19 protein-coding genes are annotated in these 19,936 nt (G+C 69.9%); 8 read left to right on the top strand and 11 right to left on the bottom strand.

Features of this window, described 5'->3' with window-relative positions; all coding sequences use genetic code 11:
• Positions 1 to 63: 63 nt before the first annotated feature.
• The 9 genes from ACSMXV_RS20820 to ACSMXV_RS20780 form a co-directional block, all read right to left on the bottom strand.
• Positions 64 to 1,557 (bottom strand): type IV secretory system conjugative DNA transfer family protein, encoded by a 1,494-nt coding sequence (locus ACSMXV_RS20820; RefSeq protein WP_473179010.1) that lies wholly within the window; start codon positions 1,555 to 1,557, stop codon positions 64 to 66.
• A 118-nt stretch (positions 1,558 to 1,675) separates the two neighbouring features.
• A complete protein-coding gene (locus ACSMXV_RS20815; RefSeq protein ID WP_181658291.1) occupies positions 1,676 to 3,088 on the bottom strand; it encodes an ATP-binding protein in 1,413 nt (470 codons plus the stop codon).
• 10 nt (positions 3,089 to 3,098) lie between these two features.
• Positions 3,099 to 4,658 carry an SCO6880 family protein gene (locus tag ACSMXV_RS20810; protein ID WP_473172869.1) on the bottom strand — a complete coding sequence of 520 codons (1,560 nt, stop codon included), beginning with the start codon at positions 4,656 to 4,658 and terminating at the stop codon, positions 3,099 to 3,101.
• Positions 4,655 to 6,007, bottom strand: coding sequence for a hypothetical protein (locus tag ACSMXV_RS20805; protein ID WP_473172868.1), 1,353 nt, complete (start codon positions 6,005 to 6,007; stop codon positions 4,655 to 4,657). The genes ACSMXV_RS20810 and ACSMXV_RS20805 overlap by 4 nt, the downstream gene beginning before the upstream one ends.
• On the bottom strand, positions 5,997 to 6,854 hold the full coding sequence (locus ACSMXV_RS20800; RefSeq protein WP_473172867.1) for a DUF8175 domain-containg protein: 858 nt from the start codon (positions 6,852 to 6,854) through the stop codon (positions 5,997 to 5,999). Before ACSMXV_RS20800 ends, ACSMXV_RS20805 begins: the two co-directional genes overlap by 11 nt.
• A gap of 247 nt (positions 6,855 to 7,101) precedes the next feature.
• The gene (locus ACSMXV_RS20795) at positions 7,102 to 7,410 is read right to left on the bottom strand and encodes a hypothetical protein (RefSeq protein ID WP_030689133.1); all 309 of its coding nucleotides are present in this window, start codon (positions 7,408 to 7,410) and stop codon (positions 7,102 to 7,104) included.
• Between the two features lie 406 nt (positions 7,411 to 7,816).
• Positions 7,817 to 8,047, bottom strand: coding sequence for a DUF397 domain-containing protein (locus ACSMXV_RS20790; protein ID WP_473172866.1), 231 nt, complete (start codon positions 8,045 to 8,047; stop codon positions 7,817 to 7,819).
• Positions 8,040 to 8,234: a DUF397 domain-containing protein gene (locus ACSMXV_RS20785; protein ID WP_473172865.1), complete on the bottom strand. Its 195-nt coding sequence runs from the start codon at positions 8,232 to 8,234 to the stop codon at positions 8,040 to 8,042. The genes ACSMXV_RS20790 and ACSMXV_RS20785 overlap by 8 nt, the downstream gene beginning before the upstream one ends.
• A gap of 10 nt (positions 8,235 to 8,244) precedes the next feature.
• On the bottom strand, positions 8,245 to 9,093 hold the full coding sequence (locus ACSMXV_RS20780; protein ID WP_473172864.1) for a helix-turn-helix domain-containing protein: 849 nt from the start codon (positions 9,091 to 9,093) through the stop codon (positions 8,245 to 8,247).
• Positions 9,094 to 9,299: 206 nt separating this feature from the next.
• Here ACSMXV_RS20780 and ACSMXV_RS20775 point away from each other — a divergent pair, with 206 nt between their 5' ends.
• The 6 genes from ACSMXV_RS20775 (at position 9,300) to ACSMXV_RS20750 (ending at position 16,174) form a co-directional block, all read left to right on the top strand.
• Entirely contained in the window at positions 9,300 to 9,848 is a 549-nt protein-coding gene (locus tag ACSMXV_RS20775) for an ATP-binding protein (RefSeq protein ID WP_473172863.1), read from the top strand.
• A gap of 158 nt (positions 9,849 to 10,006) precedes the next feature.
• Positions 10,007 to 10,642 carry a Uma2 family endonuclease gene (locus ACSMXV_RS20770; RefSeq protein WP_181867048.1) on the top strand — a complete coding sequence of 212 codons (636 nt, stop codon included), beginning with the start codon at positions 10,007 to 10,009 and terminating at the stop codon, positions 10,640 to 10,642.
• Positions 10,643 to 10,720: 78 nt separating this feature from the next.
• Complete coding sequence (locus tag ACSMXV_RS20765) at positions 10,721 to 11,731, top strand: bifunctional lytic transglycosylase/C40 family peptidase (protein WP_473172862.1); 1,011 nt, start codon at positions 10,721 to 10,723, stop codon at positions 11,729 to 11,731.
• A 221-nt stretch (positions 11,732 to 11,952) separates the two neighbouring features.
• A complete protein-coding gene (locus tag ACSMXV_RS20760; protein ID WP_473172861.1) occupies positions 11,953 to 12,693 on the top strand; it encodes a phosphatase PAP2 family protein in 741 nt (246 codons plus the stop codon).
• Between the two features lie 483 nt (positions 12,694 to 13,176).
• Positions 13,177 to 14,586 (top strand): FG-GAP-like repeat-containing protein, encoded by a 1,410-nt coding sequence (locus tag ACSMXV_RS20755; RefSeq protein WP_473172860.1) that lies wholly within the window; start codon positions 13,177 to 13,179, stop codon positions 14,584 to 14,586.
• 103 nt (positions 14,587 to 14,689) lie between these two features.
• Positions 14,690 to 16,174, top strand: a complete 1,485-nt coding sequence (locus ACSMXV_RS20750) for an FG-GAP-like repeat-containing protein (RefSeq protein WP_473172859.1) — start codon at positions 14,690 to 14,692, stop codon at positions 16,172 to 16,174.
• Between the two features lie 39 nt (positions 16,175 to 16,213).
• On the opposite strand, the gene ACSMXV_RS20745 is transcribed toward ACSMXV_RS20750, so the two are convergent.
• On the bottom strand, positions 16,214 to 17,791 hold the full coding sequence (locus tag ACSMXV_RS20745) for an FAD-binding oxidoreductase (protein ID WP_473172858.1): 1,578 nt from the start codon (positions 17,789 to 17,791) through the stop codon (positions 16,214 to 16,216).
• Positions 17,792 to 18,172: 381 nt separating this feature from the next.
• Between ACSMXV_RS20745 and ACSMXV_RS20740 the strand changes: the two genes are divergently transcribed.
• Together ACSMXV_RS20740 and ACSMXV_RS20735 are read left to right on the top strand one after the other, a co-directional pair.
• Complete coding sequence (locus tag ACSMXV_RS20740; protein ID WP_181867054.1) at positions 18,173 to 19,024, top strand: SCO4651 family lipoprotein; 852 nt, start codon at positions 18,173 to 18,175, stop codon at positions 19,022 to 19,024.
• A gap of 180 nt (positions 19,025 to 19,204) precedes the next feature.
• Entirely contained in the window at positions 19,205 to 19,399 is a 195-nt protein-coding gene (locus tag ACSMXV_RS20735) for a hypothetical protein (RefSeq protein ID WP_473172857.1), read from the top strand.
• Between the two features lie 68 nt (positions 19,400 to 19,467).
• Here ACSMXV_RS20735 and ACSMXV_RS20730 read toward each other — a convergent pair whose 3' ends face one another.
• Positions 19,468 to 19,878, bottom strand: a complete 411-nt coding sequence (locus tag ACSMXV_RS20730; RefSeq protein WP_220136766.1) for a metal-sensitive transcriptional regulator — start codon at positions 19,876 to 19,878, stop codon at positions 19,468 to 19,470.
• Positions 19,879 to 19,936 lie beyond the last annotated feature (58 nt).

Below are 19,936 nucleotides of genomic sequence, written 5' to 3'. Positions count from 1 at the left end.
GGCGGACGCGGAGCTGTAGATCCCCGCGGAGTGGACTGCGGACTGCGGACTGAGCGTGTGGCGCTAGGCCGGCCGGCCAGGCAGTTCGTGCTGTGGCCATCTGGCGCGGGCCTGTTCGCGGGAGCGGAGGAGGGCCAGGGTGGGCAGGCCCTGGGACGGGCCCGTTGTCAGGAGGTCCGGCAGCTGCGGCAGGGGGGCCACCGCGGCGATGTCGTCCAGGACCAGGGTGAGTGGTGGGTCGAGCCGACCGGAGGATGACCGTTCGGCCATGCGCCGGCCGTGCTCGACCACGCTTGAGGTCAGGGCGGTGAGGAGCGGCATCGCTCCCGGATTCGTCTTCGGATCCTCGATTGATTCACCCACCACGTAAAGCGTGCCCCCTTCGTTCATGAAGGAATCCAAGGCAAGGGCATCAGTTCGGTTTTGGGTGCAGGACTCGCGGACGTTGACCGTGAAGAGGGCGGAGAGGGCTCTGGCCGTCAATTCCTGGGCGATGTCCCGGCGTTCCGGGTGCGAGGTCAGGGCTGCCTCCAGTTCGCCCGCTGTGCCCGGTGCCGATTTGGGGTTCGTACGCAGTATCCGTACCGCCTCCTGGACCTGGGAGCCCTGCGCCCAGCGGTGCACCTGCCGGAACTGGCGGCCGTCCACGGCGGCGGCATGCAGGTAGCTGCGCAGTAGCGTTTCCGCGGTGTCTGCGACCGCTGCGTCGAGTTTTGAGGCGGGGCGGATCGGGGCGAGCAGGGCGGCTGCGCGTTGGGCCGCGATTGTTTTGTTCTCGCAGCCGGTGCTGGGGGACCAGTGGAGGCGGGCTGGGGTGTCGCACAGGTGCGAGGGGTCGTAGAGCAGGACGGGGCCGAGCTTCGCTCGGGCGTCCTTTGTTTCCGCCCATAGGGCGGGGTTCGAGGTGACGACGAGGGCTGCGCCCTCGGCGTCTCGTACCGCCTGGGCGGCGGGGCCACGTCTGGTTTCGGCGGGGCCGAACAGTAGGGGGCCCTGGGGGGTGGGTGGCTGTGGTGCCGGTGCCGGTGCCGGTGCCGGTGCGGGTGCGGATGAGGGTTCCGGTGCCGGTGCCGGTGCGGGTTCCGCTGTGCCCACCCGTTCCGCCCCAGCGGAACGACTGCCCACAGCGGCGGAGGTGCTGGACTCGGGCACCCGTTCCGCCCCAGCGGAACGACTGCCCACAGCGGCGGAGGTGCTGGACTCGGGCACCCGTTCCGCCTCAGCGGAACGACTGCCCACAGCGTCAGCGGCAGCGCGGCCCGCCTTCCAGCGCGCCACCATCCCCATCACCGCCACCGTCACCACCACCAGCACCATCAGTTGGCCGATCAGCAGGCCCCAGAACAGGCCGTAGCCGGACAGCTGTTGCGGTGGTGTGGCCGGCCAGGCGCCCGTTACGTCGTGCGGCTGGGCGATCAGGTGGCGCATCGCCAAGGGGGTGTGGGCGACCGTCACGTTGCCGGGCCAGGAGCCGTGGGCGAAGAAGGCCGCGAGGCCCGTCGCCGACCACACCAGCAGCGTCATGCCCAGGAGGAAGACGAGGACCCCTATCAGCAGGCCGTCGGGGACACCGCGTTCCTCCGGCCGGCCGCCCCGGCCCTCCCAGCGGGCCCGACCCTCCGGGCCCTCCCAGTCCTCCCGGCCTCTGCCGCCGTACTTCTGTCCCGCCCCCACGTCACGCCACCGTGGAGTCGTTCATCTGTTTCATCTGCTGCTCCATGAACGCGGCCCGCTCCTCCGCCTCCAGTTCGGCTGCGCGCAGGGCGTCGTCGTCCGGCACGTCGGCGGACGACTCGGTCATCGCGCGGTCCGTGAAGACCAGCGGGCGTTCCATCTCCGTGACCAGGTGTTTGACGACCTGGACGTTGCCGTTGACGTCCCAGACCGCGATGCCCGGCGACAGGGTCGGGATGATCTCCACAGCCCAGCGCGGCAGGCCCAGCACGCGGCCCGTCGCCCTCGCCTCGTCCGCCTTCTGGGCGTAGACCGTCCTCGTCGACGCCATCTTCAGGATCGCCGCCGCCTCCTTGGCGGCCGCGCCGTCCACCACGTCGCTCAGGTGGTGCACGACCGCCACGAACGACAGGCCGAGCCGCCGCCCGAACTTCAGCAGGCGCTGGAACAGCTGGGCCACGAAGGGCGAGGCGATGATGTGCCAGGCCTCTTCGACCAGGAAGATGCGCTTCTTTCGGTCCGGGCGGATCCAGGTGTGCTCCAGCCACACGCCCACGATCGCCATCAGGATCGGCATGGCGATCGAGTTGCGGTCGATGTGGGACAGGTCGAAGACGATCAGCGGGGCGTCGAGGTCGATCCCGACCGTCGTCGGGCCGTCGAACATGCCCCGCAGGTCGCCGTCCACCAGCCGGTCCAGTACCAGGGCCACGTCCAGGCCCCATGCCCGTACGTCGTCTATGGCGACGTTCATCGCCTCCGCCGACTCCGGCTCGGGGTGGCGGAGCTGCTCGACGATGTCCGTCAGGACGGGTTGCCGCTCGACGATCGTCTCGTTGACGTACGCGTGCGCGACCTTGAGCGCGAAGCCGGACCGCTCGTCGAGCCCGTGCCCCATCGCGACCTCGATGATCGTCCTGAGCAGGGCCAGCTGCCCGGTGGTCGTGATCGACGGGTCCAGCGGGTTCAGGCGGATTCCGGTGTCCAGGGCCGCCATGGGGTCGAGCCGGATGGGAGTTATCCCCAGCTCCTGGGCGATGAGGTTCCATTCGCCCACGCCGTCCTCGCCCTGCGCGTCCAGCACCACGACCTGCCGGTCGCGGAACCTCAGCTGCCGAAGCACATACGTCTTCTCCAGCGCGGACTTGCCGTTGCCCGACTCGCCGAGCACCAGCCAGTGCGGGGCCGGCAGCTGCTGCCCGTACAGCTGGAAGGGGTCGTAGATGTAGCCCTTGCCCGAGTAGACCTCGCGGCCGATGATCACGCCGGAGTCGCCGAGGCCGGGTGCGGCCGTCGGCAGGTAGACCGCCTGGGCCTGACCGGTCGACGTACGGACGGGCAGCCGGGTCGTCTCGACCTTCCCGAAGAGGAAGGACGTGAAGGCTTCGGTGAGGACGGACAGCGGATCCCGCATCAGTTCAGCCCTACCTTCGGATACCGGTCGCGAACGGGAGCGTGTTGACGAAGGCCCTGTGGTGCTCGCGGTCGCACCACTCCAGCTTCAGATACGACTTCCCGGCCGAGGCCCGGATGGTCCGCTTGTCGCGCGCCAGAGCCTCCGGCGTGCGGGCGGACACGGTGATGTAGCCGACGAGGTTGACGCCCGCCGCGCCGCTCGCCAGGTCTTCGCCGCGCTGGTCGAGGCGGGAGTGGGCGGCGATGTCGCGCGGGTCCACGGTCCGGTTCATCTTGGCGGCGCGGCTGGCCTCCGCCTCGTCGTTGGTCTTCTCGGTCAGCATTCGCTCGATGGCCACCTCGGTGGGCTCCAGGTCCATCGTGACGGCCACGGTCCGGATCACGTCCGGGGTGTGGACGAGCAGCGGGGCCAGGAAGTTGACGCCCACCGGCGTCATCGGCCACTCCTTCACCCACGCCGTGGCATGGCACCAGGGCGCGCGGCTCGCCGACTCCCGCGTCTTGGCCTGCAGATACGTCGCCTCCATCGCGTCCAGCTCGGCCGGCCAGGCATTGCGTTGCGTCATCGCCTGGATGTGGTCGATCGGATGGTCCGGGTCGTACATGGAGTGGATGAGCGAGGCGAGCCGGCCCTGGCCGAGCGGCTGGCGCACCCGGATGTCGGCCTCCTGGAGCCGCGAGCAGATGTCCGTCAGCTCGCGCGCCATGACCACCGCGAGTCCGGCGTCCCGGTCGAGCTTCCTGCCGCCCCCCGGACGGGCGGCGCGCGCCATGGCCTGCGCCTCGGCGGCGAGCTCCCGGGTGTAGTGCATACAGGCCACCAGATACGCCCGGTGCTGCTCGCTGCTCGTCGACACCATGGACTGCAGCTGGTCGTACGACGCCTGCAGCCAGCCCGGCGCCCGGTCGTCGCCGCGCACCGCGACGTCCTTGGCGTGCGCGTCCGGGTCGGCGGGGAGCGTACGGGCCAGCATCTGGAGCCGCGTGACGAAGCCGTCGCCGTTCGCGACGTGCTTCAGCAGCGTCCCGAACCGGTCGACCAACGCCTCCTGGTCCTCGCTGTCCCGCAGGCCTACGCCCGGGCCCTCGATCTCGATGGCGGCCGTGACCGTACGCCGGTCGGCGTGCAGCAGTACGGCGATCTCGTCCGGCCCGAAGGGCGCGGCCAGCCAGGAGATGCGGCCGATCCCTGGCGGCGGCCCGACCTCGACCTCCCGGCCGTCCAGCCGGATGCCGGCCTCCATGGCCCCCGACCGGTAGGCGGTGCCCTGCCGCAGCGCGCGCTTGTAACTGCGGTTGATCTCGAACCACTTGTAGAACGTGCGCCGCCTGTACGGGACGTACACCGCGGCGAGCGCCAGCAGCGGGAAGCCCAGCAGCAGCACGATCCGCATGCTGAGGACCGGGACGAGGAGTCCGCACATCATCCCGAGGAAGGCCCCCGCGATGATCAGCGCGATCTCGCCCGTCTCACGGTTCCGGCCGACGATCGCGTTCGGCCGGGCGCGGCCGATCAGATATGTACGGCGGGGCGTGACCGGATGGGACAGATGGGACTCGGTCGTCAACGCCCTTCACCTCCCGTGCGGTTGGTACGTCCGGCGCTGCTCGGGGCAGCTCCGGCGGTGCGGGCGTTGCTCGCGTGCGGCGTGTTGACGGGGCTGGTACGGGGCGGGGGTGCGGCGGAGGGGACAGATCCGCCGCCGCCCGTACCGGTGGCCGCCCCACGCGTGCCGTGTGCGGCCACCCCTCCACTCGCCGGGTTCGCGGGCCGCGACTGGTTGCCGCCGCCGCCGTCGTCCACCCGGCCGCGGGCGCTGTGGGTCTTGATGCCCTGGGACACAAGGGCGGCAGGGGAGCTGATGACAGCGGCCGCCTTGTTCTCGGCACCTCGCATGATGCGGTTGTTGCGGGAGTTCGCGATCTCGTCGCCGAAGCCCGGTACGAACCGGTAGATCATCGCGCTCGCGAAGATGGCGAGCAGGATGATGGCAAGGCCGGACACGACCGCCGAGAACGCGTTCGGCCCGTCTTCCGCGGAGAGCGCCCCGGCCAGGCCCAGCACGATGACGATCACCGGTTTGACGAGGATGACGGCGATCATGATGCCCGCCCAGCGGCGGACGTGCCCCCACAGGTTCTTGTCGACGAGCCCCGCGTACACGACGGTCCCGAGCAGCGCCCCCACGTACAGCAGCGCGGCCCGCAGGACCAGCTCCAGCCACAGGACTCCGGCCGCCAGGATCGACACGAGGGACACGACGATCAGCATGATCGGTCCGCCGCCGATGTCCTCGCCCTTCTCCAGCGCGCCGGAGAAGGTTCCGAAGAACGTGTCCGTCTGGTCGCCGGTCGCCTTCGCCAGCACGTCCGTGACGCCGTCGGTCGCCGATACGACCGTGTAGAGGATCAGCGGCGTGAAGGCCGACGCCAGGACGGTGAGCCAGAGGAACCCGACGGCCTCACCGATCGCGGTCGCGAGCGGCACGCCCCGGACGGCCCGCTTGGCCACGGCCAGCAGCCAGAGCAGCAGGGTCAGGACGGTCGAGGCCGCGAAGACGACGGCGTACTGCTGGAGGAACGTCGGGTTCGTGAAGTCGACCTCGGCGGTCTCCTTGACGGCGTCGGACAGCTTCTCGACGGTCCAGGATGCGGCGTCAGCGCAGCCCTTTGCGAGGGAGGAGAGGGGGTCGAGGGTGGAGGTCAGGGGGTCGGATGTCGAGCCGCCGCCTCCGCCGCCGGAGCCTTCGTCGCGTTCGCAGTACTGCTTGGCGGGGCCGATCAGCAGGTCGCACGGATCGTCCGAGGGCTCTGGGGTCGGCGCGGCGAAGGCACGGCCAGCCAGCAGAACGGCAGTGGTTTGTACGGCGGCTACGAGAGCGGAGATCTTGAGTACGCGACGCGGGTTATCGGGCATATGTGAACCCTCCGTACTCCTCGATGGCCTTGCTGATCTCTTCGGAGGTAGCGGCCGTGTCGTCGCCGGGGACCGGTGCGGGGCCGTCCTTCTGCGAGTCCGCAGTGATCTTCCAGTCGCCGTTCGCCCACTGGAGATCAAAGGTCCACGTCTTCCAGGTCGAGCGGACCGGGTCGGTCGAGCTCTGCCCGGACATCCCGATGAGCCCCATGTACCAGACCGCCACTTTGGCGCTGTTGCCGCTGTACTGCTGGACCTTGGTGCCAACGGGGATCGTGCGCGAGACGAAGGTACTGCCCTGGGGCGCGTTGCCGTCGGCGTCGAGTCCCAGCTTCTTGAGGAAGTCTGCCGAGTACGCCTTGTCCATCGGACCCTGAAGCTTGTCCGCGGCGGCGGAGGTGTAAATGGCGTCGACGATGTCGTGGCGGTTGCCCTTCTTGAACATGCTGGTTGACCCCAGCGCCACCGCATAATTCGCCGCCGCCGACTGCGCCCCCTCCCGATCCCGCCCAAACCCCGAAGGAATCCCCCCGTCCTTGGCGCTGACCGGCCGCTCCCCGGACGCCGCCGTAGGCGCCGCGTCCGCTCTCTCCCCGCTCCCCGCAGAGGAGTCGCCCCCGTCTTCGCCACGGTTCGCGAAAGCGATCGCTGCGATCAGGAGGACCACCACGCCGACCACCGTGACCAGGCTCCGCGACGAGGAGCGGCCGGGGCGTCGCGCGCCGCCGTAGATGTCGCCGCGCCGCTCGGGGAGCCGGGTCCGGGTCTGGCCCGAGCCGCCGAAGTCGTCGTCCGTGCGTCCGGAGCGTCCGAAGTCGTCGTAATGGTGCTCGTCGCCGAGACTCATGCCGCGTAAGCCCCCTCAAGCTCGTGCTGAACCGCGTAGTACGACGGTAGCCGTGCTGGTTGCCGCGCGGACGCGGTGTGGTGACTCGACATCAGGGATGCCTGGGACATCGGGGACATCAGGGAAACGCAACCTCAGCCGGTGGGCGCGACGGACGGGTGGGCTAGGAGGACGGAGCCGGGCGCTCCCGGACGACTGACGGAGCGTTGGGGGCCGCGGTGCCGGTCGGGTCCGGCCGCGGCCGCAGCTAGACGGCCATGCCGTACACGATGGTGAAGAGCGTGCCGAGCGATCCGATGATGAAGACGCCGGTCAGACCCGCGATGATGAGCCCCTTGCCCTGTTCCGCGCTGAAGGTGTCGCGGAGGGCCGTGGCGCCGATTCTCTGCTTGGCAGCGCCCCAGATCGCGATGCCGAGGCAGAGCAGGATGGCGACCGCCATCACGACCTCGATCATCACCCGCGCTTCGTTGCCCAGGCTCCCGAAGGGCCCCCAGTCCGGAGCGATCCCGCCGATGATGGTGGTGATGTCGCCCTTTTCGGCTGCCATAAGCATGTAACTCACCGCCCCTAATGGGTTGTTCCGCACCCCCTGCCATGCGCGCAGAGGTCAGCCCTCATTCTTGCCGACGATGGCGCTGTCGGTTGTCGACTTGGCGCCATTGATTGGCGGGTTTCGTACGGATCCTCGGCTGCCGGCCCGTGACGGCCCCTCGTGGGGGCGTGGGGCGGTATACGAAGGTACGTATGGTCACTCTGTGTATCACGAGGGGTGACCTCGGGCAATGATGGCCAGGCGTGGCACCTCATCACAGCCCGGGCGCCCCGGGGGCGTCCAGGGGCGCAAGGAGGCAGGGCGGAGTGGGCTGCGCGGGGCATGGCGGAGTGGGCCGCGCGGGCGTCCGGCGGAACGGCGTAGCCCAGGCCGAGCCAGTGAGATTGTCAGCCGAGACGGGGGGCCGTCAATCGTTCAGGGCGTCCTCCACGAAGTGGTCGAACTCGCCTGCCTGGACGCCGAGTACGAACGCGTCCCACTTCTTCTGGGTCGTCGTCACGACGTTGTCCGGGTCGCTGGTCTCCCGGATGTAGACCGCGTCGTCCTCGCCGAAGGCGATCTCGATCCAGGGGCCGGGGCCGACGGCGTCCTCGGGGGCGGCACGGACCCAGTCGAGGTTCGGGGGGATGTCAGCCACGGTTTCGGGTCTCCTTCAGCTTGAGGGTATGGATGAGGGCGCCGAAGGCGCGAGGGGTGGCCGCGAGTATGGATCGGCTCGGGTCGCTGCTTTCGGTTATATGGACCGTTCCTGCGCTTGCGGCGACGTGCACGCAGGAATTGCCCTGAGCGCAGTACGACGACTTCTGCCAAGTCAGCTTGGGCATCCTGGTTTCCTCACAGGTCCTGAATGACTTTGTGGATGAAGTCCCGCGACTCCTCGGGTGACAGTGCCGTGGCCGCCATGCGGTCGAGTAGCACGCGGTACTTGTCGAGCTGGGCCTCGGCATCGAGGAAGACGGGGCCGTGGGACTGGTCGAGGTTGACGGTGTCCAGTTGCGGCACCGGACCCTTGGCGTAGTAGATCGATTGCCCTGAGCCGGGGAAAGTTCCGGCACTGAACGGGATGACGTGGAACGTGATGTGGTCCCGTTCGCTCATGTCCAGCAGGTGCTTGAGCTGCGCCCGGGTCACGGCAGGACCGCCGAACTGCATCCGCAGGGCGGCCTCGTGGACGATCGCCTGGTGCGGTGTCGGGGAGTCCTTGAACAGAACGGCCTGCCGCTTGATCCGGAACGACACCCGGTGCTCGACGTCCGGAGGTGAGAGCTCCGGTACGTCCTGGCGGAAGATCTCCCGTGCGTAGTCCGTGGTCTGGAAGAGGCCGGGGATGTGCACGGTGACGGCTGAGCGCAAAAGCGTGGCATGGTGCTCGACCTCGGCCAAGTCCAGAAGGGCTGCGGGAAGGATCTCCCGGTACTCCTCCCACCAGCCGCGCTTGCGGCCGTTGGCCATCTCGGCGAGAGCTGCGACGAGGGCCTTGTCCGAGCAGTCGTAGTGGCAGGCCAGCGTATGCACCCGCTCAGGGCTCACACCGAGCCGTCCGGATTCCATGTTGCTGATCTGGTTCTGCTGCTTGACGCCCAGAAGTTGACTGGCCTGGGTGGAGGTCAGTCCCGCGCGCTCTCGAAGTTTGCGCAGCTCTGTGCCCAGTCGGAGTTGACGACCCGTTGGGTTGGTCCTCATGGGCGAGCCCGCCCTCCTTGTTCTGGCTGGTCACCCACACGGGTGGCAGTACCGGACTTTTCGGCGAATCAGTTAAGAGCTTATCGCTACACGGGTACCTTCTTATTGGGCGCCCCGCTCAGAAGTACCCCGCTCGACGGAGCGGCTGTGGTCACTGGGCACTGAAACGCACGCATCCAACTCCCCTCGTCGATCGGAGATTTCCGATGCCAACCGTATCCCCGCCATGGACCTACACCCTCGAACTTCCCCATGACCCCCGCGCCCCAGGCGTAGCCCGTACAACCCTCCGCGCCGTCCTGGCCGTTCACGGCCTCGCCGAGCTCACCGCCACCGCGGAGCTGCTCGCCGTCGAGCTGCTCACCAACGCGTACCGCCATACGCAAGGGCCGTGCGCGCTCCGCCTGCGCTCGGCCGAACCGGACCGGCTCAGGGTCGCCGTTTGGGACTCGGACCCGACGATCCCGCCGGGGTTCGGCGGACCGCCGGGCGCGCTCGGGGGCGTACCGCCCGAGGACGCCGAATGCGGCCGCGGCCTGCACCTCGTGCGGGCGTGTGCGAACGCGTGGGGCGCGTACGTGCTGGGCGACGCGGCGAACGCGTGCGGCGGGAAGCTGCTGTGGGCCGAGTGCGGCCGGGAGGCGGCGCGGGCGGGTGGGGCGACGCAGGATGTCAGTGGTGTCACTTACCGTAATGGTGTGTGCTCGGACCGCGAAAAAGGGGGTCGGTTGTGGTCGAGGTCGAACGGCGCCTGAAGGCGCCTTCGTGCACGGGGGCGCAGCGTGGGGCGCAGACCGTGGACGGTGCGCAGCAGTACGGTGAGGGCGACGCCGAGCGGGACACGGGTCCTCCCACCCGACCTGCTCGCGCGGCCGCAGAGGCGGCGGAGGCGGAGGAACGGAGGTCGCGAACCATGACCGTGCCACGCGGCTCCGGTATGTATCCGCGTCCCCGTCCGGGGAACCTGCGCGAGGTCGCCGAGAAGCTTGAGGAAGCGACGGGTCTGCGGGTGCAGATCGTGGGAGGAAAGCTCGTGATGTCCCCTACGCCGCGTGGAAAGCACGCGGGTGTGGTGGTACGGCTGCGCCGACAGCTCGGAGAGGCCCTGCCGGAAGGACTGGCAGCGTACGAGATGTCCTCGATCGCACTGCCCGACGATCCGGACGACTATGTGACGCCGGATCTGATCGTGCTGCCCACCGAGTGGGAGGACGACGACGACTGGCTCGCCGATCCCGTGGACGTGGCGCTTGCGGCGGAGGTGATCTCCGGTTCCGAGAAGTCCAGGGAGATCAGGGACAAGGCCGACTGGTACGCGGTCGCACGCGTCGCTGTCCTCCTGGTCATCGACCCCCGAAAGGGCACCTGGGCGCTGCACACCCGCCCGGACAACGGCAGTTATCAGGACGTGCTGCCCGGCAAGTTCGGGGAACCCGTGCCGCTGCCGCCGCCTCTCGGCTTCGAAGTCGAGACAGCACGCTTCCCGCTGTACGGGGCGCCGCCGCGTACTCCACGTCGCAAGGGCCGCACGGAGGACCAGGCCGAATAGGCCGAATAGCGGTGTTCGAGCAACGGTCATACGGCCGAAACGGCCTTGAACAGGGCATCAATGGGGGAGAGTTGGGGGGTGCGCAAAGTCTGGGTGGTCTCGGGGATCGGGATCGGGCTGTGTCTGAGCTTCGTCGGGCTGCTTGTCGTCGGGACGTACATGGCCGCGGGGAGCATGGCGAGCGGGATCGGCGGCGGGGCCGTCGGGCTCGCCAAGGGTGCCGTGCCGGCCGCGTATCAGGCGCTGGTGCAGAAGTGGGGCAATCTCTGCCGGGCCATCAACCCGGCGCTGCTGGCCGCGCAGTTGTACCAGGAGAGCGGATTCAACCCGGAAGCGAAAAGCCCGGCCGACGCGCGCGGCATAGCGCAGTTCATCCCGGGCACGTGGGCCACCCACGGCCTCGACGGGGACGGCGACGGCGACCGGGACATCTGGGACCCGGCGGACGCGATCCCTTCGGCGGCCTCGTACGACTGCAAGTTGGCCTCGTATGTGAAGGACGCGCCGGGCGACCCGACCGAGAACATGCTCGCCGCGTACAACGCGGGCGCGTATGCCGTGATCAAGTACGGAGGCGTGCCGCCGTACCGCGAGACGCAGAACTACGTGAAGACGATCACGACCCTGCAGAAGAGCTTCGCGAGGCCCGTCGGGCGGGTCTCGCCCTCGCGGCAGGCGGCCGGGGCGATCTACTTCGCGCAGAAGAAGCTCGGTACGCCGTATCTGTGGGGCGGGGACGGGACGGCCGCCGAGGGCGGGCGCTTCGACTGCTCGGGGCTGACCAAGGCGGCGTACGAGACCGTGGGGATCAAGCTGCCCCGGGTCGCCAACGACCAGTACAACGCCGGACCGCATCCGTCGCGGGACGAGCTGCTGCCGGGAGACCTCGTGTTCTTTTCGGACGACTTGACCAATTCGCGGGCCATCCGGCACGTGGGAATCTATGTGGGCGGCGGGTACATGATCGACGCTCCACGACCGGGTGCGGTGATCCGCTTCGACCCGGTCGACACGCCGGACTACTTTGGTGCGACACGTGTCACGGAGGAGGGCGCGAAGGCGCTGCCGACGCAGGCGCCGGAGGTGTGATCCAAGTCCCGGCTTGGCTGGAACTATCCGTCGGAACCGCCCCTGAGCTGCGATGATGGGTCTCTCTTAGGTAACGTCTGCGTGATCATTCGGTGGAGGGCGGAACGTATGCGACGGGGCTGTGCGTTCCTGTTCCTGAAGCGGATCGACGACCACGGGGGTTGGTGGAGAGGCGTACGCAAGGGTGCGCCCGCAGGAAAGGACAAAGGGGCCGCGGCACGATGGCTGGACTCGCTACATCCGGGTCGAACCCCGACGTCAGCCTGCTGTACGACATCAACGGTCTGGCGGACGACGCCCCGGGCTGGTTCGACCGGACCATGGAATTCGTCGGTGAGTACGGGCTGATGCTCGGCATGGTGCTGCTGGTGCTGTGGTGCTGGTGGACCATGCGGAAGCGGGCCGCGACGCTCGACGACGCGGCCACGTCACTGGCCGCGATCGTCTGGGCGCCGCTGGCCGCGGGTATCGCCGTCCTCATCAACATCCCTATACGCGGGTTCGTCGAACGACCGCGGCCCTTCGTCGATCACGAAGGGCTCGAGGTCCTCATCGACGGCAAGACCGACTTCTCGTTCGTGAGTGATCACGCAACGCTCGCCATGGCGATGGGGGTTGCGCTCTTCGTGGCCAACCGGAAGTTCGGCATCGCCGGGATAGCTCTGGCGGTGCTCGAGGGGTTCTGCCGGGTCTACATGGGGGTCCACTACCCGACGGACGTGATCGGCGGGTTCGCGCTCGGTACGGCGGTCGCGTTGCTGCTCTCGCCGGTGGCGATGGCGCTGCTCACGCCGGTGACGAAGGCTATGGCGCGGTCGGGGCGGGTTGGGTGGCTGGTGCGGGAGCGGGGGTCCCTGCGGGAGGCTGCGGGGACTCGTGAGGCGCAGTCGGAGTCGGGGACTGAGCCGGGGCTGGGGCCGGACGTGCGGGATGCCGCTTCCGACCGGGATCTTGCGGCGTAGCCGCGGGGGCTTCTTCCTGGGCGCGCTCTTCGGGTGCGCGCCCTCTGAGGTCCCAGCGCTGTCTGCGACTCAGCGCCAGGCCGGCTGCGGCGGCTGCCGCTGCTACGGCTGCGGAGGTCAGGGCCAGGGGGCCTGACTCGGGGTGGGGGGTGCCGTCCTGTTCCAGGGCGGCCGCGGTTGTTGCTGCCAGTGTCAGAGTCGCTGCTGCTGCCGCGGTGCCGGTCGCTATTCGGGCCGCTGCTATTCGAGGTTTCCTCGCGGAGTCCATGTACTCAGCGCACGACACTCGCCTGCGGCGGGCCAGTGGGGGCGCTCGCTCGGGAGCCGTACGGGTTGGTGTTGGGGCCGTCCGGGGGACTGTTCGGGGTCACAGCGGGAGCATTAGCCGCGCGCGTTCACCCTGTGCTTTGTCGTGTACAACCCTTTGTTCACCTTGCGTGTCGTAGGTCACTGAAGCCTCGGTTCTCTGACGGGAGCATGACCTTGCGCGTACGTACCCTCGCCGTTGCTGCGGCTGCTGCCCTTGCTGTTGCAGGGCTTGGTGCTCCCGGTGCCGGGGCGGCGCCCTCCGGGCTGTGGGACGACTTCAACGGTGACGGGTATCGCGATCTCGCCATCGGCACGCCCAAGGCGAGCGGTGGCACGGTCACCGTTCTCTTCGGCTCGGCCTCCGGGGTCAGCCCCGCCCGGTCGGTGAACGTCACTCAGAACACCCCGGGCGTTCCCGGGACCTCGGAGTCCGTCGACCAGTTCGGTGAGAACGTCACCAGCGGGGACGTCAACGGCGACGGCTACGCCGACCTGATCGTCGGTGCGCCCTACGAGGAGATCACGGGTAAGCCGAGGGGCGCGGTGACCATCGTCTGGGGCGGCGCGAACCCGTTCACGTCCGGCGGCTCCATGCTCACCGCCCCGAGCGCCGAGGCCTTCCAGTTCGGGACGGGCACCGCCTTCGCCGATCTCGACGGGGACGGCACCGGCAATCTGGTCGTCGTCGGGGCCAACACCTTCTGGTGGTACGCCGACGGGAAGCCCACCCAGGACGGGGCGCTGGCGTCGGAGGTGGGGTTCCTGCCCGAGGACGTACGCCTGGACGGCGTCGTCGCCGGGCACTTCTCCAGCACCGACGGCAGCGACTACGTCCTGTACGGCAGCCGCACGGACAGCGCCGCCGATTACGTGGGCCTGCTGCGCGGCGGGCCCGGCGACATCGGCTCCTCCTACTCGGTACTTGCCGAGGGCGGCGCGGGCGGCGCCGCCTGGGATCGGGCCGTCGCGGCCGGCGACATCAACGGCGACGGATACGACGACCTGGTCACCGGCAACACGAGGGTCGCCAAGGGCGGTTCGTTCACCGTGCGGTACGGCAAGGCGGCCGGACTGCCCGCCACGGGCACGACGTACACGCAGGCCAGCCCCGGTGTGCCGGGCACCGACGAGGACTACGACTCCTTCGGCGCCGCCGTCGCGGTGGGCGACGCGACCGGCGACGGCTACGCGGACGTCGCGGTCGGCGCCTCGTACGAGACCGTGGACGGCCGCCGCAGCGTCGGCAACGTCGTGTTCCTCAAGGGCGGTTCCGGCGGGCTGACCACGAGTGGGGCCCAGTCCTTCCACCAGGCCACGCCGGGCGTCCCGGGCGCCGCCGAGGCGGGCGACCACTTCGGCTCCTCGCTGCGGCTGCGCGACATCAACGGCAACGGCAGGGCGGACCTGGCGGTCGGCGCGTTCGGCGAGGACGTACTGCCCGACGGATACGACGACGGGGCGGCCTGGGTGCTGCGCGGCACGACCTCGGGCCTGACGGCGTCGTACGCGACCGCCTTCAACGCGACGGACTTCGGCTATCCGGTCGTCGACGGCCGCAAGTTCGCCGATGTCTTCGCCCGCTGACCCACGGCGCCCGCTGACCCACGGCGCCCGCTGACCCACGGCGCCCGCTGACCCACGGTGGTTCACACCGACTGCTTCGAACGTCACAGGAGACGCGACAACGATGCGCAACAAGATCCTCTCCACGGCGGCGATATGCGCGGCGACCCTGCTGGGCCTGACCGCGCCCACCGCCGCTCAGGCCACCGAGGCCGCCGTGCCGGGCGACTTCAACGGCGACGGCTACCCGGACCTGGCGGTGGGCGTGCCCTCCGCGCAGGTCGGCGACAAGGCCAAGGCCGGCTATGTGAGCGTCCTGTGGGGCGGTGCGTCCGGCCCGGGCAAGCACGGCTCCGTACGGATCACCCAGGCCACGAGCGGAGTGCCGGGAACCCCCGAGGCAGGTGACTTCTTCGGCTCCGCGGTCACCGCCGCGGACGTCGACGGTGACCGCTACGCCGACCTGGTCGTGGGCGCCGCCAGCGAGTCCCTCTCCTCCGACAAGTACGCCGAACACGGCACCGTCACCGTGCTGCGCGGCTCCGCCTCCGGCTTCACCAGCGGCGGCTACACGGTCGCGCGGGGCGAGAACGAGTTCTCCCGGATCGGCGCGATACTGGCCGCCGGGGACGTGACCGGTGATGGCCGCACCGATCTGGCGCTCAACCAGAACGGTGAGGAGCACGGCGGCGCGGTGCTGCGTCCCGGCCCGCTCACCGCCGACTCCCCGGACACCCTGACCGGGGAGTTCGCCGGGGCGGACTTCGGCGGCGTGAGCGCCCTGACCACCGGCGACTTCGACGGCGACGGCGACGACGACCTCGCGGTATCGGTCAGTGCGATGGAGAGCAGGTTCACCCGGATCTACCGCTGGCAGGACGGCGCCCCGGTGCACCTGTGGACCATCACGGCCTCCGCCGCCTCCCTCGCGGCCGGCGACTTCGACGCGGACGGCACGGACGACCTGGCACTCGGCTACTGCTACCCCAACTACGAGGCCGACGCCCCGGACTGCGCGGACTACTCCACGGGCCGTGCCGAGGTCTTCAAGGGCGGTCTTGTGAAGGTGGCGTACGGCTCGAAGTCCAACGGCTTCGGCGCCCGCACCCACGAGATCCACCAGGACACCCAGGGCATCGCCGGCACAGCCGAGTCCGAGGACCGCCTCGGCGCCGCGGTCGCCGCGGGCGACATCGACGGCGACGGCTACGCCGACCTCGCCATCGGCGACGCGTACGAGGCGGTCGGCTCGCAGCAGAACGCGGGCATGGTGACGCTGGTACGCGGCACCGCCACCGGCCTGCTGACCTCCGCCGGTACGGCGATGAGTCTCGGCTTCACCCAGAACAGCAGCGGCGTCCCGGGCACCGCGGAGTGGGGCGACCGGTTCGGCGCCTCTGTCCGCTTGCAGGACTACGACGGCGACGGCTACGCGGACCTCGCGGCGGGCGCGCCCGGCGAGAACTCCGCCAAGGGCGGCGTCTGGCTCCTCCCTGGCACCGCGCAGGGCCCGACGGCGACGGGCTCCAGGGCCCTGACGCCGAGGAGCCTGGGGCTGCCGTCGTCGACGAGCGCACTGCAGTACGGGCTGGTGATCGGGCTCAGCTAGGCGCCTCGCTGTAGCCCTCCGGCGGGGACCTGGCGAGGGCTACAGCGCCTGGGGGTACGTGAAGAACCTGTCCGGGTCGTACTTGGTCTTCAGCTTGGCGAGGCGGGGGGCCGCCTCGCCGTAGTACGCCTTGCGCCAGTTCGTGAGGGTGGGGTCCGTGTAGTTCTGGTAGGCCGCTCCTGAGGCGTGGCGGGTCAGGGAGCGGTGGGTCTCGGCGAGCCAGGAGCGGGCGGCCGTGCCCGAGGTGCCGGGGCGCCATGCCGCGATGTACTGCGCGAGCATCCGCGAGCGGCGGTGGACGAACGCGGTGGCCGTCGGGTCTACGCGGTTCACCGCGCCGCCGAGCGCGGTGAGGGCGATGCTGCCGGTGCCGCCGCTGACGGACCCGATCCGGTTCAGCAGCGTCCGGACACCGGCCTCGGAGATCGACCTGTCGAAGAAGTCCGATGCGGCGGCGTACGTCTCGCGGCCGAGTGCGCCCTGCGGGCTCCGGCCGGGCGTGGAGCCGGGCAGGTGGCACATCGCGTCCTCCGGGTACGCGGAGCAGCCGGCGTAGACCTCCATCGACTCCTCGTACGACCGGCGCTTCAGTGAGACGTTGCTCGCCGGGGCGCCGATCGCGGAGGCCAGCCGGTCGACGGCGTTCTGCAGCTCGCCGTAGGTGCCGAGGGAGACCGCTCTGACGGAGACGGCCGGGGTGCCGCCCGCGGCGTTCTCGACATGGCAGGACGACCAGATCTCGTCGGGCTGGTCGGGACCCCATTCCTGCCATGCCGTCAGGACCGCGGCGGCCCGCGACCACGGCCAGGACATGTGGGCGGTCACGGCCTGAGGCGCCGGGTGCGTACGGAAGCGGAGCTCCGTGACGACGCCGAAGTTGCCGTTGCCCGCGCCGCGAAGGGCCCAGAAGAGGTCGCTGTTCTCCTTGTCGTTCGCGGTGAGTTGCCTGCCATCGGCAGTGATCAGCGTGGCCTGGGTGAGGCTGTCGCAGGTCAGGCCGTACGCACGCGAGACGACGCCGTGGCCGCCGCCGAGGGCGAGGCCCGAGACGCCGACGGTGGGGCAGGAGCCGGCGGGAATCGTCAGGCCCTGCGCCGCGAGCGCGCGATAGACGTCGATGAGTTTGGCGCCGGCGCCGATGACGGCCTCGCCGCCGGAGGCCCGCACCGTGGAGAGCTTCGACACGTCGAGGATGAGGCGGCCGTCGCCCGAGGACCAGCCTGCGTAGGAGTGGCCGCCGTTGCGGATGGCGACGGGCACCTTGCGGGCGCGGGCGTAGGCGAGGACCGTGCGGATGTCGTCGGCGTGGGAGACGTAGGCGACGGCGGCGGGCTTCAGGGTGTCGAAGCGGGTGTTGTAGAGCTGGCGGGCCGTCGACCAGGCGGAGTCGCCCGGGCGGACGAGCGGGCCGTCGAGGTCCTCGGCGAGCGCCTTCCAGCCGGCGTCCGGGGATCCGGCTGTCGCGGCGGCGGATGCGGTGGCGCCCGCGGTGCCCGTGGACCCCGTGGGCGCGGAGGCGGCGCCGTCGCTGCTGTCGCCGTTCACGCCGCTGCATGCCGTGGCGGTTCCTGCGGCCAGCGCGGCCGGCACCGCCGTGATGAACGTACGCCGCAGCATGAGCGCCCTCCCGTGGCTTCCCTTGGAACGAGACGAGGCTTGAGACCCCTGGGTTCCACGGCGGGCGATGTGTTCAGGGCGCGGTCCGGTGGGACTCCGCGTCAGTGCGGGCCAGGCTGCGGGCTCTTCGGGCCGGGCCGCGCCAGCCGCACGTGCAGTGCGCGACGCAGAAACGGCCTTTCTCGACCGTCGTCGTGCGATGTTCGTCCGATATGGGCTCGGCTGCCTGTTGCTGTTGCGCCACGGTTATACGGTACCGAGCGCCCGTGCGAATCTGGCGCGTTCTGTGCACTCCAGGCGCGTGACGCCCTTCCCTACCCGTCGTTAAGCGGAACGACAGGGGGTCCGACACGCAGAGACAGGCTTGGGGGTCGGCGGGCGATGGTGGTGCAGCGGCACAGGAGGACGGGCACGGCTTTCGCCGCGGCCGCCGCGGCGATGGGGCTGGTGTCCGGCGCCACCGGCTGCTCCGGCGGCGGAGCCGCCGCCGACAGCCAACGCCCCACGGATCCCGTCGACGCCATGCGCCAGGCCGCCGACGTCCTGGTCCGGCAGCGCACCTCCAAAGCGCGTACGTCGATGGAGATGGCCACCGGGGGAACGCGCGTCACGATCCGGGGCGAGGGCGTCTACGACTACCGGGCGCGGCTGGGGCGGCTGAAGGTGGTGCTGCCGCAGGACCCGGCGGGGGTCGACGAGCACCGGCCCATCACGGAACTGCTCGCACCCGGCGCGCTGTACATGAAGAACCGGGGCGCGGGCGTGCCCGCGGACAAGTGGGTGCGCGTGGACACCACGACTTTGTCCGACGGCAATCTTGTCACCGGCGGTGCCACCGATCCCCTTGCCGCCGCCGAACTTCTGCGTGGCGCGGAGGACGTGACGTATGTGGGCGAGTCGGAGGTCGCCGGGACTCCCGTCCGGCACTACCGGGGCACGGCTGACCTGGCGCGGGCCGCGAAGCGGGCATCCGCCGGCCACCGTGACGCGCTTCGGGCGGCGGCGAAAGGGTTCCCCAAGGGCGAGGTGCCGTTCGATGCGTACCTCGATGACCAGGGGCGTGTCCGGAAGGTCCGGCACCAGTTCAGCTTCGCCAACAAGGGGGGCGACAGCGGGCGGAAAAGCGACGTCGATGTGGCGTCGACCACGCTGCTGTACGACTTCGGGGCGCCTGTGCGGGTGGAGTTGCCGGACGCGGAGGACATCTTCGCGGGGAAGATCGCCGAGGAGTAGGGTCGGCCGCGGTGCGATGCGGGGCCGTCCTCGGAGAACGGCGTCGGCGCCTGCCAGTCCAGGCCGAGGGGCCCTGGGGCCCCGACCGGGCGGCTGGAAATGGTCCGTCCGTGCCATGCGCGGTGCGTAGGGCTCTCCCTACTCTTGGGAGTTGGTGACGGCGGGCCGCAGGAAGAGGTGATGAACGTGGCTCCGGTGCGGGGCGGTACGGCTGTTCAGGACCACGTTGCCCTTGCCGAGATCGAGTTGTGCGGCGAGCTCATCATCGCGGCGTCCGCTTCTCGGGAGGAGCGGCTCAGTTCTGACCTCATTGATGAGGTTTTGCGGGTTGCTGAGCGGGATGCCGACTTCGGCGCCACTGAGTATTGCTGCTAGCTCACGGGCGCTGCTCTTTGCTGGGCGCCGTAATGTCTGAGGGCGCTGCGCGCCGTGGGCGCAGCGGGTCAGGTCCGCAGTAGGCGGGCGATTGCCTTTGTGGCTTCTTCTACCTTTGCGTCGATTTCTTCGCCGCCCTTGAGGGCCGCGTCGGCCACGCAGTGGCGGAGGTGTTCCTCGAGGAGCTGGAGGGCGAAGGACTGCAGGGCCTTGGTGGACGCCGAGACCTGGGTGAGTATGTCGATGCAGTAGACGTCCTCGTCGACCATGCGCTGCAGGCCGCGGATCTGGCCCTCGATGCGGCGCAGGCGCTTGAGGTGCTCTTCCTTCTGCTTGTGGTAGCCGTGGATGCCGCGGTCGTGATCCGTCACGATCTCGCCAGGTGCCGTTGTCGCGTCCGTCACGGTCGGGTCACCAGTGGCTGCGGTGGTCGCAGAGGCCGCTTCGCCGGTCGTCGCGTCGGCGTCGGTGGTCGTCATCGCGTCCTCCTGCTGGTCCGGCTTGTTCTGTATACCCCTACTGGGTATATGGTACCGA

The organism is Streptomyces sp. DSM 42067 (assembly GCF_055792885.1).
Note: the sequence above shows the minus strand (reverse complement) of the source record. Positions and strands in the feature narration are given on the sequence as shown.